Raw genomic sequence first — 14550 nt, 5'->3', positions numbered from 1 at the left:
CTCAGAACATCGGCGGCATGCGCATGCCGCGCCGCGAGTTCCGGTCGCCGCCCGAGGCATTGCCGCCGCCCGCGCTGACAACCACCTTGTCGCCCTCGGCAAGGCCGCTCTTCACCTCGACGCTGACGCGATTGCGGATGCCGGTCTCGACTTCACGCACCTCCTGCCTGCCGGAGGCCGTGACGACCGTCACCTCCGCCTTCGGCTTGCCGCCGCCCTCGGGGCGCTTCATCGACACCGCACCGGCCGGCACGACCAGCACGTCGCGCGCCGCGGCCTGTACGAAGAAGACCTGCGCGCTCATCGACATCATCAACTCGCCCTCCGGGTTCGGCACGTCGAACAGGGCGTTGTAGAGCACGACATTGTTCTCGACGGTCGGGGACGGCTCGATCTGGCGGAGCTTGCCGGTAAAACGCTTGCCCGGCTGGCCGAGCAGCGTGAAATAGGCCTCCATGCCCACTCTGAGGCGGCCGACATCGGCCTCGGAAACCTCGGCGCGCACGGTCATGGTGGAAAGGTCGGCGATGGTGACGATGGTGGGTGCGGTCTGGACCGAGTTCAGCGTCTGGCCTTCCTTGACCGGATTGGCGATGACGGTGCCCGCCATCGGCGCGTAGATCTTGGTGTAGCCGAGATCGACCTCGTCGCCGGCCAGCGTCGCCTGCTGCTTGCGGATCTGCGCCTCGGTGGCGTTGACGTCCGCCTCCGCCGCAGCAAGGTCGGCCACGGCCTGGTCGAGCGCCTGCCTTGCGGCGGCATTGCCGGCCACAAGGCTTTGCTGGCGGGCGATATTGGCCTGCTTGAATTCGAGCTGCGCCTTCTTGGAAACGAGCTGCGCCTGCAGATTGACGAGTTCCGCGCGGTTGATCTCCATGCGGTTCTCGATGGTCGCCGGGTCGATCTCGGCGAGAAGCTGGTCCTTCGTCACGGCATCGCCGATGGCGACATGCAGGGCCTTGAGCTGGCCGGAGACCTGCGCGCCGGCATCGACGGACTTCACCGCCTCCAGCGTGCCGACCGCCGTCACCGCATTCTCGATATCGCCGCGCACGACGGGCTGGGTGATGATCGCGGTCGTCGTCTCGGCGGGCGCATAGGCCTTCCAGCCGTAATAGCCGGCACCGGCGAGAATGGCGATGACCGGCAGCCAGACCCAGGCGCGCGAGCGGCGCTTGCGGCGCGCGGGCGGGGTCGCGCCCGGCATGAAGGTGACATTCGTGCGGCCGCCCTCGTCGGCGGCCTTCTCATCCGTCTTCGGTCGTGCGGTCTTGGTCATCGGCATTCCCACATGTCGAGGCCATGCCTCTTATGTCCCTTTCATCGACATGTGGCACCGGAAAGCCCCGAGGAGAAGCCCTTGGGATCATTATATTTCCGTAATGTTCGCCGAAAGGCTCATGTTATCCGGACCTGCCGGCCCGCCTTGCCGCGATGCGCCGGCGAAGGCTTGCCACCTCCTCCTCCGTCAGCATCCGCACCGCCCCCTTCTCCAGATCGCCGAGCGCAAGATCGCCGATGGAGACGCGCAGGAGCCGCAGGCATTCGATGCCCAGCGCCTCCAGCATGCGGCGGATCTGGCGGTTCTTGCCCTCGTCGAGCACCACCTCGATCCAGGAATTTCTCTCGCCTTCGCGCACGGTCCGCACCTTCGTGGCACGCAGCAGGTCACCGTCATGGCTGACGCCGCGCATCATGACGTCGAGCATCTCTCGGTCGGCCTTGCGGTCCATCTGGACGTGATAGGTCTTGGCGACATGGGTTTCAGGGTCGAGCAGCGCCTGGGCGAATTCCGTGTCATTGGTGAAAAGCAAAAGCCCCTCGCTCGCCTTGTCGAGGCGGCCGACGGGGGAAAGATGGGCGTGGTCGAGATGCTTCAGGCAATCGAAGACCGTCGGCCGGCCCTCCGGGTCATGCCGCGTGGTGACGAGGCCGCGCGGCTTGTTCAGCATCAGGTAGACGCGCTCCTCGGCGGCGACGCGCTTGCCGTCCACCGCGATCACCGCTTCGGAAAGGTCGACCCAGGTCTCGGTATCAGTCGTCACGCGGCCGCCGACCGTCACCCGTCCCTCGCGGACCAGCACTTCGGCCTGCGTGCGCGAGCAGAAGCCGAGTTTGGAGAGGGCGCGCGGCAACGTCACCCGCTTACCGCCCGCGGGCTGGCCGCCTTCACGGCCCGTTTTCGGTTTCTGCGCCTTGCGTATGCCCTTCATCTCGCCGTCCTTGGTTGACCCAAAGGCCCTTGCCATTCTAAAGCCGGGGTCGTCCAGCCAAATCCGCAAAGCCCGAAGTGAGACGCCGTTGACAAAGGACGACATTACCCACGAACTCGTGACGCTGCGCGATTACTGGCGCTATGCGATCTCCCGTTTCAACGCCGCCGACCTCAGCTACGGCCATGGCACGACGACGGCCGGCGACGATGCGGCCTTCCTGCTCCTGGATTCGCTCGACCTGCCGATCGACGCACTCGATCCCTTCCTCGACGCCCGCCTGCTGCCGGCCGAGCGCCGGCTTCTCGCCGAGCGCATCGAGGCGCGTGTCACCACCCGCAAGCCGTCATCCTATCTCACGGGCCGCGCCTATATCCAGGGCGTTCGCTTCCATGTCGACGAGCGGGTCATCGTGCCGCGCTCGCATATCGGCGAAATCCTGTTCAGCGAATATCTCGGCGAACACGGCTCGTCCTTCCTGCCGGACCCGATGGCCGTCGCAAGCGTCGTCGATATCTGCACCGGCTCCGGCTGCCTTGCCGTCCTTGCCGCAAAATTCTTCCCGCAGGCCGAGGTGGATGCGGTGGACCTTTCGGCCGATGCGCTGGAGGTCGCCGAACTGAATGTGGCCGAACACGATGTCGCCGGGCAGGTGAACCTCTTCGAGGGCGACCTTTTCGCGCCGCTCGCCGGCCGCCGCTACGACCTTATCATCACCAATCCGCCCTATGTCGACCATGAGGCGCTGGACGGCTATCCGCCGGAATTCCGCGCCGAACCGGAGATGGCGCATGACGGCGGCGAGGACGGGCTCGACCTCGTCCGCCGCATCCTCGTGGACGCGCCCGATTACCTCAACCCCGAGGGCGGCATGATCTGCGAGATCGGCTCGGGCCGGGAAATCCTCGAGGAGGAGTTCCCGCATCTCGATTTCGTCTGGCTGGAAACGGCCGAATCCCAGGATGCCGTCTTCTGGATTTCCGCCGAGGCGCTGGGCGTCAGCGGCGAATGACCCGCCGCCCGGCGACAAGACCCAGCACCGCGAGGACGGGCGACAGGGCCGCGAACAGGGTCGGGCGATGCCCGGCCACGTTCTCCCAATGCGGCGTGATGAAGTCACCGGTATAAAACGGCTCGTCCGAATAGGCGCATTGGACAAGGGCGCTGCCGCGCTCAACCATTTCGGCATCGATGCGGGAGACCAGTTCGCCCGCCGGCGTGGAAACGCTCGGCATGTCGCGCATGTGGAGAAGCAGCATCCGCGCGCCCGACAGATAGGCGTGGGAGCACTCGTTGAACGGGCTCTCCTCGTCCGCCACCGCCCGGGGCGCCATTCCCCAGAGACAATAGTAGTTCTGGATGCGGGTATAGTTCTTCAGCTTGCGGAAGACGGGATCGGATTCCTTCGCCCGGTCCGAGAGGGCGAGGATCGCGCCGAAATGATTCTCCAGCACCAGCAGGGCGCCATGAGACATGCTCGGAATGGCAAGGCCGGTGATATCGGAAGAGGATGCGCGCCGGCCATGGGCATGCGCCTCCGCGCCGAGGACAGCCAGGAACAGCAGGAGAAGGAGCGGGCGCAAGGCGGTGGCCTCCCCTCGTCTTGGAGAATGCCGCGGAGGCCGCGGCATTCCCGTGTTCAAACGATCAAAGGCCGGCCGGAACCGCGCGGTAATTGCCCGAGCGCACGAGGCTCTTCTCGGCGAGATAGCCGAAGACCAGCGACAGGACCGTCCAGAGCGTGACCTGCAGGCAGATCGTCGCCAGGCGGAAGTCGTAGAGCGCCGTTGCCGGGAAGTTCTCCGGAACCTCGTTGATCGCCGGAAGCAGGCGGAAGACGATGGCCAGGAACACCACATAGGCGATGCCCGCGACGATCGCGCCGTTCCAGCGGCCCAGATGCTCGCCGAGCCGGCGGGCAAAGGCGACGGCCAGCGCCAGCGCGAAGATCGAGGCGGCGAGCGTGACGAAGAACAGCCCGGTCCTGACGCCGATTGTTTCGGGATCGCCGACGGCCGGCGGGTTCGGCGGATATTTGAGGTCGGGAACGACCACGAGCGCGACGAAGGCGGCAAAGCCGAGCAGCAGCGCCAGCGAACGCGGGCTCAGGCGGCCGACGCGGCCATAGAGGCCGGCGAAGACCAGCGAGAAGATCCCGCCCATCGCCACGCTGTAGGTGACGACGCCGGTGAAGAGGCCGAGGCCGGCCTGCGTCTCGCGGCTCACGGCTTCGGGTTCCTCGGCAGCGCCATCCGCCGGCGCTTCCGCCGCCGCCATCAGTTCCTCGAACGCGATGGCGCGATCGACCTGGGGTTCACCGTAGATCCGGGCAAAACCGAACGCGACAAGACCGGCGACGAGGCCGGCGATCATGCCTCGCAGCAAAAGATGACCAGTCATTTCAACACCTCAATGGCAGGGGAAGCCGAGCAGATGGCGCCCGTCATGCACGAATTCGTGGACCTCAAGGCCGGACAGAAGACGGGCCGCGCCTTCCTCGGTGCTGACGAAGTAGAGCGCGAGCAGCATCAGCAGGCCGCCGAAAAGCGCCCATGGAAACAGCTGGCTTGCGGGAATGGGGGTGACGGCCGTGCCGCCGCTCAAGGTGATGTCAGACATGGTCCCTCTCTGAATACGCGTTCGCTTGTGGGCAAGAACTGGATACACCTCGAGGTCTGGCTTTCGCCGGGGCGATTACAGTGGCGCGACCGCGCCAGAATTTCACTGGCTTCCCAAGGTGGTATAGGATTCTATCAGGGGCGTTTCGCGGGAGTCAACGAAGTTCCGCCCCGCTGGGCTTCATTCTTGCCGAAAGGAACAGCGATCGTGAGCGAGGGAACGGAAGAGGTCGACATCCGGCGCGTGCGGGCAAGCCGTATCACGCTGCTCTGCCGGGGCGCGACCGCCGCCAACCGCCTCGCCCGGTTCTCCGCCGACGAGCCGCTGCTGCCGAAGGAAGCCGGGAAGGCCGGGCGCCTCGCCCGGCGGCTGCCCGCCTATGCGGCGGTGCTCCACGCGCCCGAGATCGCGGCCCGCGAAACGGCCGCGCTCTTTTCCGCCAGGACGGTTCCCTGCGAGGCGCTGCGCGATATCGATCACGGGCAATGGCGCGGCCGCAGCCTCGAGGATATCGCGGGCGAGGACCCGCCCGGGCTCCAGCACTGGATGGCCGATCCGGCCGCAAAGCCGCATGGCGGGGAAAGCATCGAGGAGGCACGGGCGCGCTGCGCGGCATGGCTCGAGGAACAGCACGGCGCGGGCGGGCATCGCCTCGCCGTCACCCACGCCCTCATTCTCAAGATCGTTCTCGCCCATGTCCTCGGGGCGCCGCTCTCCGCCGTCTGGCGGGCGGATGTCGAGCCGCTCGGCATGCTGACGCTCACCAGCGACGGCCGGCGCTGGGCGTTGCGGTTCTTCGGCTCGCCCGCAGGGCCGGAAGGCGATTCATGATGCCGCTTTGCGCCGGCCGGAAGCCGGCCGGCGCGAGGGCCCTGCCTCAGGCGGCCTTCAGGAGGTCGCCATGCGGGTCGAGGACGAACTTGGTCGCCGCGCCCTGGTCGAAGCTCTCGTAGCCCTGGACGGCGTCATCGAGCGCGATGATCTTGGCATTGACGATGTCGGCGATGGGCAGGCGGTCATGCAGGATGGCCTGCATGAGCTGGCGGTTGTACTTCAGCACCGGCGTCTGGCCCGTGTGGAAGGACTGCGCCTTCGCCCAGCCGAGGCCGAAGCGCAGCGACAGGCTGCCCTGCTTGGCGGCATTGTCCACAGCACCCGGATCCTCGGTGACGTAGAGGCCCGGAATGCCGATCGAGCCGGCGGCGCGGGTGATCTCCATCATCTGGTTGAGCACGATGGCCGGCTGCTCGCCGCCCGAATGGCCGCGCGCCTCGAAGCCGACGGCGTCGATGGCGCTGTCCACCTCGTTGGTGCCGACGACCTCGGCGATCATGTCGCCGAGCCTGTCGCTCTTGGAAAGGTCGATGGGCTCGAAGCCGACCCTGGCGGCATGCGCCAGGCGATCCTTGTTGAAGTCGCCGATCATCACCACGGCCGCGCCGAGGATGCGCGCGGAAGCGGCGGCCGCAAGGCCGACCGGACCGGCGCCTGCCACATAGACCGTCGAGCCGACGCCGACGCCCGCGCGCACCGCGCCGTGGAAGCCGGTCGGCAGGATGTCGGAGAGCATGGTGAGGTCGCGAATCTTCGACATCGCCTTGTCGCGGTCGGGGAACTTCAGGAGATTGAAGTCGGCATAGGGGATCGTGACGTAGCGTGCCTGCCCGCCGATCCAGCCGCCCATGTCGACATAGCCGTAGGCACCGCCGGCGCGCGACGGGTTCACCGTGAGGCAGACGCCGGTATCCTGCGACTTGCAGCAGCGGCAGCGGCCACAGGCGACGTTGAAGGGCACGGAGACGATATCGCCGATCTGCAGCATCTCGACGTCGATGCCCTTCTCGATGACCTCGCCGGTGATCTCGTGGCCGAGGACGAGTCCCGGCATCGCCGTCGTGCGGCCGCGCACCATGTGCTGGTCGGAGCCGCAGATATTCGTGGAAATCACCTTGAGGATCACGCCGTGCTCGATGCGGCGGCCATCCGGGGCCTCCAGCTTGGGATCGTCGATGTCGCGGACCTCGACCTTGCCGGGGCGCATGTAGACGACGCCTCTGTTCCTGCTCATATCATCTCCTCCTTTTCGTTAAACGCCGGTACCGGCCCGCTCCTCCGCGGGCAGGATGTGCTCTGGACGCCGCGCAGCCGGGCCATCGGCCGGGCCTCACGCTTCAAGGCGGGTGCGGGATTTCCGACGATCGGCCCCGGCATGGGCGGGACGGCACCTTGAACACATGCAGCAAACCACTTGGCAGGCGAAATGACGCTCGGGAATACGACATAAGCGGTGTCCGCAACGACACGCCGCCGCGGCGGCTTCAATGTCCCGAAAACGGAAACGGCCCCGCAAAGGCGAGGCCGTTTCGATCGCGCGGGAAGAGGCTCCCGGAAGGCTCAGAAATCCCAGTCCTCGTCCTCGGTCGCGACCGCCTTGCCGATGACATAGGACGAGCCGGAGCCGGAGAAGAAGTCGTGGTTCTCGTCGGCATTCGGCGAAAGGGCCGAGAGGATGGCCGGGTTCACCTTGCAGGCTTCCGGCGGGAAGAGCGCCTCGTAGCCGAGGTTCATCAGCGCCTTGTTGGCGTTGTAGTGCAGGAACTTCTTGACGTCCTCGGTGAGGCCGACGCCGTCGTAGAGTTCCTCGGTATAGCGCGTCTCGTTGTCGTAGAGCTCCAGCAGCAGGTCGAAGGCGAAATCCTTGATCTCCTGCTGCTTCTCCGCGCTTAGCCGCTCTATCGCCCGCTGGAACTTGTAGCCGATGTAATAGCCGTGCACGGCCTCGTCGCGGATGATGAGGCGGATCATGTCGGCGGTGTTGGTGAGCTTGGCGCGGCTCGACCAGTACATCGGCAGGTAGAAGCCGGAATAGAACAGGAAGCTTTCCAGGAAGACGGATGCGACCTTCTTCTTCAACGGATCGCCGGAGGCGTACTGCTCCATGATCAGCGCCGACTTCCTCTGCAGGAACTCGTTCTCCTCCGACCAGCGATAGGCGTCGTCGACGTCCGGCGTCAGGCACAGCGTCGAGAAGATGGAGGAATAGGAGCGCGCATGCACCGCCTCCATGAAGGAGATGTTGGAGAGCACCGCCTCCTCATGCGGCGTGGCGGAATCCTCCATCAGCCGCACCGCGCCGACGCCGTTCTGGATCGTGTCCAGCAGGGTGAGGCCGGTGAAGACGCGGATGGTGAGCTTCTGCTCTTCCGGCTTCAGGGTCGCCCAGGAGGGGATGTCGTTGGAAAGCGGCACCTTTTCCGGCAGCCAGAAATTGCCGGTCAGGCGGTTCCAGACCTCGAGGTCCTTGTCGTCGTCGATGCGGTTCCAGTTGATGGCGCGGATGGCGCTCGCTACCTTCGGGGTCTTGGTCTTCACTTGGATGTTCATTCTGGTCCCCAGAGGTCAGAGGGCGCAGGAGACGCAGCCCTGCACTTCCGTGCCGGACAGCGCCATCTGGCGAAGGCGGATGTAGTAGATGGTCTTGATGCCCTTCTTCCAGGCGTAGATCTGCGCCCGGTTGATGTCGCGCGTCGTCGCGGTGTCGCGGAAGAACAGCGTCAGCGACAGGCCCTGGTCGACATGCTGGGTCGCCGCCGCATAGGTGTCGATGATCTTCTCCGGTCCGATCTCGTAGGCGTCCTGGTAGTAGTCGAGATTGTCGTTGGTCATGAAGGCGGCCGGATAGTAGACGCGACCGATCTTGCCCTCTTTCCGGATCTCGATCTTCGAGACGATCGGGTGGATCGAGGAGGTCGAGTGGTTGATGTAGGAGATCGAGCCGGTCGGCGGCACGGCCTGGAGGTTCTGGTTGTAGAGCCCGCCTTCCATGACGGCCGTCTTCAGCTCCAGCCAGTCTTCCTGCGTCGGAATATGGATGCCGGCCTCCTCGAAGATCGCCCTCACCTTTTCCGTCGCCGGCAGCCATTCGGCCTCGGTATATTTGTCGAAGTATTCGCCGGAAGCGTATTTCGAATTCTCGAAGCCCTTGAAGCTGACGCCCTTTTCCACCGCCAGCCGGTTGGAGGCGCGGATGGCGTGGTAGGTCACGGTGTAGAAATAGATATTGGTAAAATCGACGCCCTCTTCCGAACCGTAGAAGATGCGCTCGCGGGCGAGATAGCCATGCAGGTTCATCTGGCCGAGGCCGATGGCGTGGCTGTCGTCATTGCCCTTCTCGACCGAGGGAACCGAGGAGATGTGGCTCATCTCGGAAACGGCGGTCAGCGCACGGATCGAGGTCTCGATGGTCCGGCCGAAATCGGAGCTGTCCATCGCGGCGGCGATGTTGAGCGAGCCGAGATTGCAGGAAATGTCCTTGCCCATCTTGGCATAGGAGAGGTCGTCGTTGAATTCGCTCGCCTCGCTCACCTGGAGGATTTCCGAGCAGAGATTGCTCATGGTGATGCGGCCGGCGATCGGGTTCGCCCGGTTCACCGTGTCCTCGAACATGATGTAGGGATAGCCGGACTCGAACTGGATCTCGGCGATGATCTGGAAGAAATCGCGCGCCTTGATCTTCTTCTTCTTGATGCGGCCGTCCTCCACCATCTCGCGATACTTCTCGCTCACTGAGATCTCGGTGAAAGGCACGCCGTAGACGCGCTCCACGTCATGCGGCGAGAAGAGGTACATGTCCTCATTGTTCCTCGCGAGCTCGAAGGTGATGTCCGGGATGACGACGCCGAGCGAGAGCGTCTTGATGCGGATCTTCTCGTCGGCATTCTCGCGCTTGGTGTCGAGGAAGCGCATGATATCCGGGTGGTGGGCGTGCAGGTAGACCGCCCCCGCTCCCTGCCGCGCACCGAGCTGGTTGGCGTAGGAGAACGAATCCTCCAGCAGCTTCATCACGGGGATGACGCCCGACGACTGGTTCTCGATCTGCTTGATTGGGGCGCCCATCTCGCGAAGGTTCGTCAGCGACAGCGCGACGCCGCCGCCGCGCTTGGAAAGCTGCAGGGCCGAATTGATCGAGCGGCCGATGCTCTCCATGTTGTCCTCGACGCGCAGCAGGAAGCAGGAGACGAGTTCGCCGCGCTGCTTCTTGCCGGCATTGAGGAAGGTGGGGGTCGCCGGCTGGAAGCGGCCGGAGATGATCTCGTCGACGAGGTCGCGGGCAAGCTGCTCGTTGCCGCGCGCCAAAGCGAGCGCCACCATGCAGACGCGGTCCTCGTAGCGTTCGAGATAGCGCTTTCCGTCGAAGGTCTTCAGCGTATAGGACGTGTAGTACTTGAACGCGCCGAGGAAGGTCGGGAAGCGGAACTTCTTGTCATAGGCGTGGTCGAAGAGGTCGCGCACGAAGTTGAAGGAATACTGGTCCAGCACCTCCTGCTCGTAATAGCCCTCGGTCACGAGGTAATCGAGCTTCTCCCTGAGATTATGGAAGAAGACGGTGTTCTGGTTGACGTGCTGGAGGAAATACTGCTTGGCCGCCTGCCGGTCCTTGTCGAGCTGGATCTTCCCCTCCTCGTCGTAGAGGTTCAGCATGGCGTTCAGCGCGTGGTAATCCAGCGCGGTGATCTCCGGGGCCTTCGCCGGCTTATCTCCCGCGGGATGAGAAAAAGCGTGAGGCGGTTTTTCGCTCGCATCCCGCGGCGTCGAAGCGTTCATCGTGTCCAAAATCGTTCCAGTCCCTGTCTGACATTGTCGACGTCCTCTACCGTGCCGAGCAGCTCGAAACGGTAGAGGAACGGCACCGCGCATTTCGCGGAGATGATGTTTCCCGCGACGGCATATCCGGCGCCGAAATTGGTGTTGCCCGCCGCGATGACGCCGCGGATCAGGCTGCGGTTGCGCGGATTGTTGAGGAAGCGGATGACGGGCTTGGGCACCGCCCCCTTCTCCCCGCCCCCGCCATAAGTCGGCGAAACCAGGACGAAGGGCCGGTCGGCCTGCGGGGCTTCACCGGCTGCGTCGAGCGGCAGGCGCAGGGCCTCGACCCCGAGCTTTTCCACGAAGCGCCGGGTGTTCTCCGACCGGCTGGAAAAATAGACGAGGCCCCCCACCGCCTTCTCCTCAGGCGAGCGCGCTGATCATGTCCGGGCGGAAGCCGGCCCAATGCTGCTCGCCGGCGATGACGACCGGGACCTGGCGGTAGCCGAGACCCTGCACGAGCGCATAGGCATCGGCATCCTCGGAAATGTCGACGACATGATAGTCGATGCCCTGGCGGTCGAGCGCGCGGGTGGTCGCGGTGCACTGGACGCAGGCGGGCTTGGAGTAGACGGTAATGGACATGGCTTTCCTCGTTTTCGATCAGGCATGGGATATCGCCCGGCCATCCGCCGATGGCCGTTCGATGAATTCTCGGTGATAAGGGCGGCCGTCTACGGACGGCCGGACGCGGGGCGCCGCCTACTCGCGCGGATGGACTGGCAACACGATCGACATGACTTCACCCCGAGGCATTTCGCGGGGGATCAGGGGAGACGGCGGGCGGCATCCTGCACAACCCAACGCTCGCCATCCGGACACCCCGCCCGTGGACGTTCATGCTCGAGGCAGGTCTCCTGGCTTGCGGGTCGCGGCATCCGTCCGCCTTCCCAAGGCATTTACGCCCCAGTGGCTCATCGAACGAATGCTCGCCGCTTACAGTTGCGGGGGCAGCTCCGGATTGACGCGGCCATCATGGCCGCCCTGGATTCCCGTCTTAGCCTTCCATCCTTTCGAATCGAAGGAACCTCGAACACAAGATATAGTAGACGAGGTAAAAAATGCGTCAACGGCTATGGTGGATTTTCCACGGTTTCATTGCGCACCAGCGAGCGGGTCCCCGGCAATCGCCTCCACATTCACCGCCATCGACTTGTGGCCGGCACGCACGACCGGTGCCTTTGCCTGGCGCGAAACGTCACCAGGAGCCGCGCTTGCGCAGCCATCCAGCCGACTTGTCCAGCCCGCCGAAGGGGAAGACGTGGATCTGCGTGATGGGGCCCGGCATCGCCGTGCGCCAGCGCTCCTCGACGGGGCCGACGACAGTTTCCGGCGAATAGCCGGCGGCGAGCGCCATGAGCCCGCCGCCATGCCGGGTCAGGACGGAAAGGGAGTTCCCGATGCCGCACATGGTTCCGTATTTGATGAGCGTCGTGATCTTGGCCGGTCCCGCGACGCCGAGATGGATCGGAACGTCGATGCCGGCGCGCACCAGCCCGTCCGCCCAGGCGATGGCCTTCTGCGCGTCGAAGCCGAACTGCGTGACGATGCGCAGGCGGGCATCCGTCCGCTCGGCGAAGTCCAGCTTGCGGCGCAAGGCTTCCAGCGCGACCACGTCGGTGAAATCCGGGCTGCCCTCGGGATGGCCGGCAATGGCGAAATCGCGGATGCCGAAGCGGTCGAGAACGCCCGTTTCCAGAACGTCGAGCGAGGACGAGAACGGCCCGGCCGGCGGCGTGATGCCGCCGCCGATCACCAGCACGTCCATGACGCCCGCCTCTTCGGCCAGGCGACCGACGCGCCGTTCCAGCGCATCCCGCGAGGCGATCCGCCGGGCGGCGAGATGCGGTACCGGCACGCAGCCGGCCTCATGCAGTCGGCGGGCGGCGGCCAGCGTTTCCGCCTCGGTCTCCGGCGCGCCGATATCCGTCAGGTAGACCCGCACGCCCCGCGGCAGCAGCGTGACGAGGTCCGCGACCGGCGGGACCTGTTTCGGCAGGGCTTCCATCGAGGCTGGAAGCCGTCCCGTTTCCGTTCGCACCTGTCCGATCATTCTCACGCTCATGCCCGTTGAAAGTAATGGCCTGCTATGACGCCCTTTTCCGCAAGGCGCAGCATCCAACGCGTCATACGCTTGACGGCTTGCGCAAAAGTATCGTGGAAGGGCGAAACGGCAAGCCCCGCCGAAGAGGCGGGGCCTTGTCGCGTCAAGAAGGCGCAGCTTTTCAGGCCCGGCTGATCTCGTCGAGATACCAGCCGATATAGCGCAGCTCGTTATGCTCCATCGGCGCGATGGGGCCGGGCACGAAATAGTGCGAACGCACGCCGCGCGCCGTGTGCTCGATGATCGTCTTGTCCTCCTCGGTCGTCACCTTCCACAGCCAGGTGAGCTTGGCGAGGTCGTAGTCCCTGCCCGCCTCCGCCTTGCCGTCGACGAGCCAGATCAGCTCCATCTCGCAGCTCTCCGCCGATTTCGGGATGAAGCGGTAGATCATGCCGTGGTCGGGATAGCAGACGAGGAAGGTCGTGCCGCCGAGATGGATGGAGGTCACGCCCCCGTCGAAGTCGCTGAAGCGGCCCATCAACGGCGCCACCGCCTTGCCGTCCTCGCTGCCGCTCTGCACCCCGTCATAGAGCGCATAGCGGAAGGCGTGGATCGCCTCGCGGCCCTCGCGCGAGGTCTGCCAGTGGTTGCCCGAGCCGACCTCGATGCCGAGCGCGCAGGTGCGCGCCTCCATCGCCTCGTTCAGCGCCTCGATCATGTGGAGCGGCTGCTCCAGCGCGTGGGTCTGGGAATATTCCGGATGCGCGGGGCCGCAATGATAGCATTCGACATAGTTCTCGACCGCCAGCTTCCAGTTGGCGGCGACAGGATAGCTCTCGCGGTGGGCGACGCGGGCGCTCGCCCAGCCATACTGGCCGCAGGTGGCATGCAGCAGGTTCTCGACCTCGGAGAAATCGAGCGGCGTCTCGGCGAAACAGATGAAGATCAGTCCCTCGACGACGCGGACATGAATCTTGCGCAGGCCATGCTCGCCGCGGTCGAATTCCTTCGGCATCAGGCGCGCGGCCTTGAGGCTGCCGTCGTTGCCGTAGGTCCAGGCATGGTAGGGACAGACGAAGACCCGGGCATTGCCCTTCTGCTTCGTGCAGACCTCCGCGCCGCGATGGCGACAGACATTGAGCATGGCATGGACGGAGCCGTCGGCCGCGCGGGCGACGATCACCTGCTCGCTGTCGATGCGGAAGACCTCGAAATCGTTGACGTTCGGGATCACGCTCTCGTGGGCGATGCAGTGCCAGTGGCGGCGGAACACCCGCTCCATGTCGCGCTGGTAGATCTCCGCGTCATGGTAGAACGGGCGGGCGAGCCCGTGCCCCGGCCGGTGCTCCGCAACGAGGCGATCGATGCGGTCGGCGTTGACGTCGATGACGGCTTCGGCAATGTGTCCCATACTGGTCGACCCTATCAGGCTGTTCGGTAAACCAGTATTCCGGGGTGCCCTCAGTCCGGCAAGATGGCGGGAAGGCCACGATTAATCGACAAGTTCGATCACGCGGCCTGCCCACCTCAGGGCGCTTGGAGAACTCCAGTATCGAGGAACGTCTCGATGGCCCTGCACCAGGGGGCGATGTCGATACCGTTCTGCGCCAGCCAGTCCGCATTGAAATACGTCCCGGAATAGCGGTCGCCGCTGTCGCAGATCAGCGTGACGAGCGAGCCCTCGCGGCCTTCCTTCATCATGCTGTCGGCAATCGAGATGAGGCCGAAGAAGTTCGTGCCCGTCGAGGCGCCGACGCGGCGGAACAGCCGGTCGGACAGCACATGCGCGGCGGCGATGGAGGCGGCGTCCGGCACCTTGATCATGTGATCGATGACCGTCGGGATGAAGGACGGCTCGACGCGAGGACGGCCGACCCCCTCGATGCGCGACGGCGTCGTGCAGGTCGTCTCCATGTCGCCGCTCTTCCAGGCGTCGTAGAACACCGAGTTCTCGACATCCGTCACGCAGAGCCGCGTGGCGAGGTTGCGGTAGCGGATATAGCGCCCGATGGTCGCCGAGGTGCCGCC

Annotated in this window: 14 protein-coding genes, 1 pseudogene and 1 riboswitch; of the genes and pseudogenes, 2 read left to right on the top strand and 13 right to left on the bottom strand. The window is 65.1% G+C overall.

Annotation, left to right across the window (positions count from 1 at the left end; all coding sequences use genetic code 11):
* Position 1: 1 nt before the first annotated feature.
* Positions 2–1279, bottom strand: a complete 1278-nt coding sequence (locus tag DSD28_RS00075) for an efflux RND transporter periplasmic adaptor subunit (RefSeq protein ID WP_119254937.1) — start codon at positions 1277–1279, stop codon at positions 2–4.
* Between the two features lie 124 nt (positions 1280–1403).
* Positions 1404–2204 (bottom strand): pseudouridine synthase, encoded by an 801-nt coding sequence (locus tag DSD28_RS00070; protein WP_432430833.1) that lies wholly within the window; start codon positions 2202–2204, stop codon positions 1404–1406.
* A 97-nt stretch (positions 2205–2301) separates the two neighbouring features.
* Between DSD28_RS00070 and prmB the strand changes: the two genes are divergently transcribed.
* Positions 2302–3225, top strand: a complete 924-nt coding sequence (prmB, locus tag DSD28_RS00065) for a 50S ribosomal protein L3 N(5)-glutamine methyltransferase (protein ID WP_245424694.1) — start codon at positions 2302–2304, stop codon at positions 3223–3225.
* Here the strand turns inward: prmB and DSD28_RS00060 are convergent.
* The 3 genes from DSD28_RS00060 to DSD28_RS00050 form a co-directional block, all read right to left on the bottom strand.
* Positions 3212–3796 carry a hypothetical protein gene (locus DSD28_RS00060; RefSeq protein ID WP_119254314.1) on the bottom strand — a complete coding sequence of 195 codons (585 nt, stop codon included), beginning with the start codon at positions 3794–3796 and terminating at the stop codon, positions 3212–3214. The genes prmB and DSD28_RS00060 overlap by 14 nt on opposite strands.
* A gap of 64 nt (positions 3797–3860) precedes the next feature.
* Positions 3861–4613 (bottom strand): CbtA family protein, encoded by a 753-nt coding sequence (locus DSD28_RS00055; protein WP_119254313.1) that lies wholly within the window; start codon positions 4611–4613, stop codon positions 3861–3863.
* Positions 4614–4622: 9 nt separating this feature from the next.
* Positions 4623–4832 (bottom strand): CbtB domain-containing protein, encoded by a 210-nt coding sequence (locus DSD28_RS00050; RefSeq protein ID WP_119254312.1) that lies wholly within the window; start codon positions 4830–4832, stop codon positions 4623–4625.
* Between the two features lie 207 nt (positions 4833–5039).
* Between DSD28_RS00050 and DSD28_RS00045 the strand changes: the two genes are divergently transcribed.
* Positions 5040–5663 carry a histidine phosphatase family protein gene (locus DSD28_RS00045; protein WP_162911156.1) on the top strand — a complete coding sequence of 208 codons (624 nt, stop codon included), beginning with the start codon at positions 5040–5042 and terminating at the stop codon, positions 5661–5663.
* A 46-nt stretch (positions 5664–5709) separates the two neighbouring features.
* On the opposite strand, the gene fdhA is transcribed toward DSD28_RS00045, so the two are convergent.
* The 8 genes and pseudogenes from fdhA to DSD28_RS00005 all read right to left on the bottom strand — a co-directional run.
* Entirely contained in the window at positions 5710–6900 is a 1191-nt protein-coding gene (fdhA, locus tag DSD28_RS00040) for a formaldehyde dehydrogenase, glutathione-independent (RefSeq protein ID WP_119254310.1), read from the bottom strand.
* A gap of 326 nt (positions 6901–7226) precedes the next feature.
* Positions 7227–8216 carry a class 1b ribonucleoside-diphosphate reductase subunit beta gene (gene nrdF / locus DSD28_RS00035; RefSeq protein WP_119254309.1) on the bottom strand — a complete coding sequence of 330 codons (990 nt, stop codon included), beginning with the start codon at positions 8214–8216 and terminating at the stop codon, positions 7227–7229.
* Positions 8217–8231: 15 nt separating this feature from the next.
* A pseudogene (gene nrdE, locus DSD28_RS00030) lies at positions 8232–10367 on the bottom strand (class 1b ribonucleoside-diphosphate reductase subunit alpha); the annotation flags it as partial.
* A gap of 65 nt (positions 10368–10432) precedes the next feature.
* Positions 10433–10831 (bottom strand): class Ib ribonucleoside-diphosphate reductase assembly flavoprotein NrdI, encoded by a 399-nt coding sequence (gene nrdI, locus DSD28_RS00025; RefSeq protein WP_119254307.1) that lies wholly within the window; start codon positions 10829–10831, stop codon positions 10433–10435.
* A gap of 10 nt (positions 10832–10841) precedes the next feature.
* Positions 10842–11063 carry a glutaredoxin-like protein NrdH gene (nrdH, locus tag DSD28_RS00020; protein ID WP_119254306.1) on the bottom strand — a complete coding sequence of 74 codons (222 nt, stop codon included), beginning with the start codon at positions 11061–11063 and terminating at the stop codon, positions 10842–10844.
* A gap of 245 nt (positions 11064–11308) precedes the next feature.
* Positions 11309–11525: riboswitch (cobalamin riboswitch) on the bottom strand.
* A 151-nt stretch (positions 11526–11676) separates the two neighbouring features.
* A complete protein-coding gene (locus DSD28_RS00015) occupies positions 11677–12531 on the bottom strand; it encodes a methylenetetrahydrofolate reductase (protein WP_245424693.1) in 855 nt (284 codons plus the stop codon).
* A gap of 172 nt (positions 12532–12703) precedes the next feature.
* Entirely contained in the window at positions 12704–13933 is a 1230-nt protein-coding gene (locus tag DSD28_RS00010; RefSeq protein ID WP_119254304.1) for an aromatic ring-hydroxylating oxygenase subunit alpha, read from the bottom strand.
* Between the two features lie 116 nt (positions 13934–14049).
* On the bottom strand, positions 14050–14550 hold a 501-nt coding region (locus DSD28_RS00005; RefSeq protein WP_119254303.1), incomplete at its 5' end, for a pyridoxal-phosphate dependent enzyme.

Source organism: Shinella zoogloeoides, from assembly GCF_003574625.1.
Classification (GTDB): domain Bacteria; phylum Pseudomonadota; class Alphaproteobacteria; order Rhizobiales; family Rhizobiaceae; genus Shinella; species Shinella zoogloeoides_A.
This window is presented reverse-complemented; position numbering and strand designations above follow the sequence as displayed.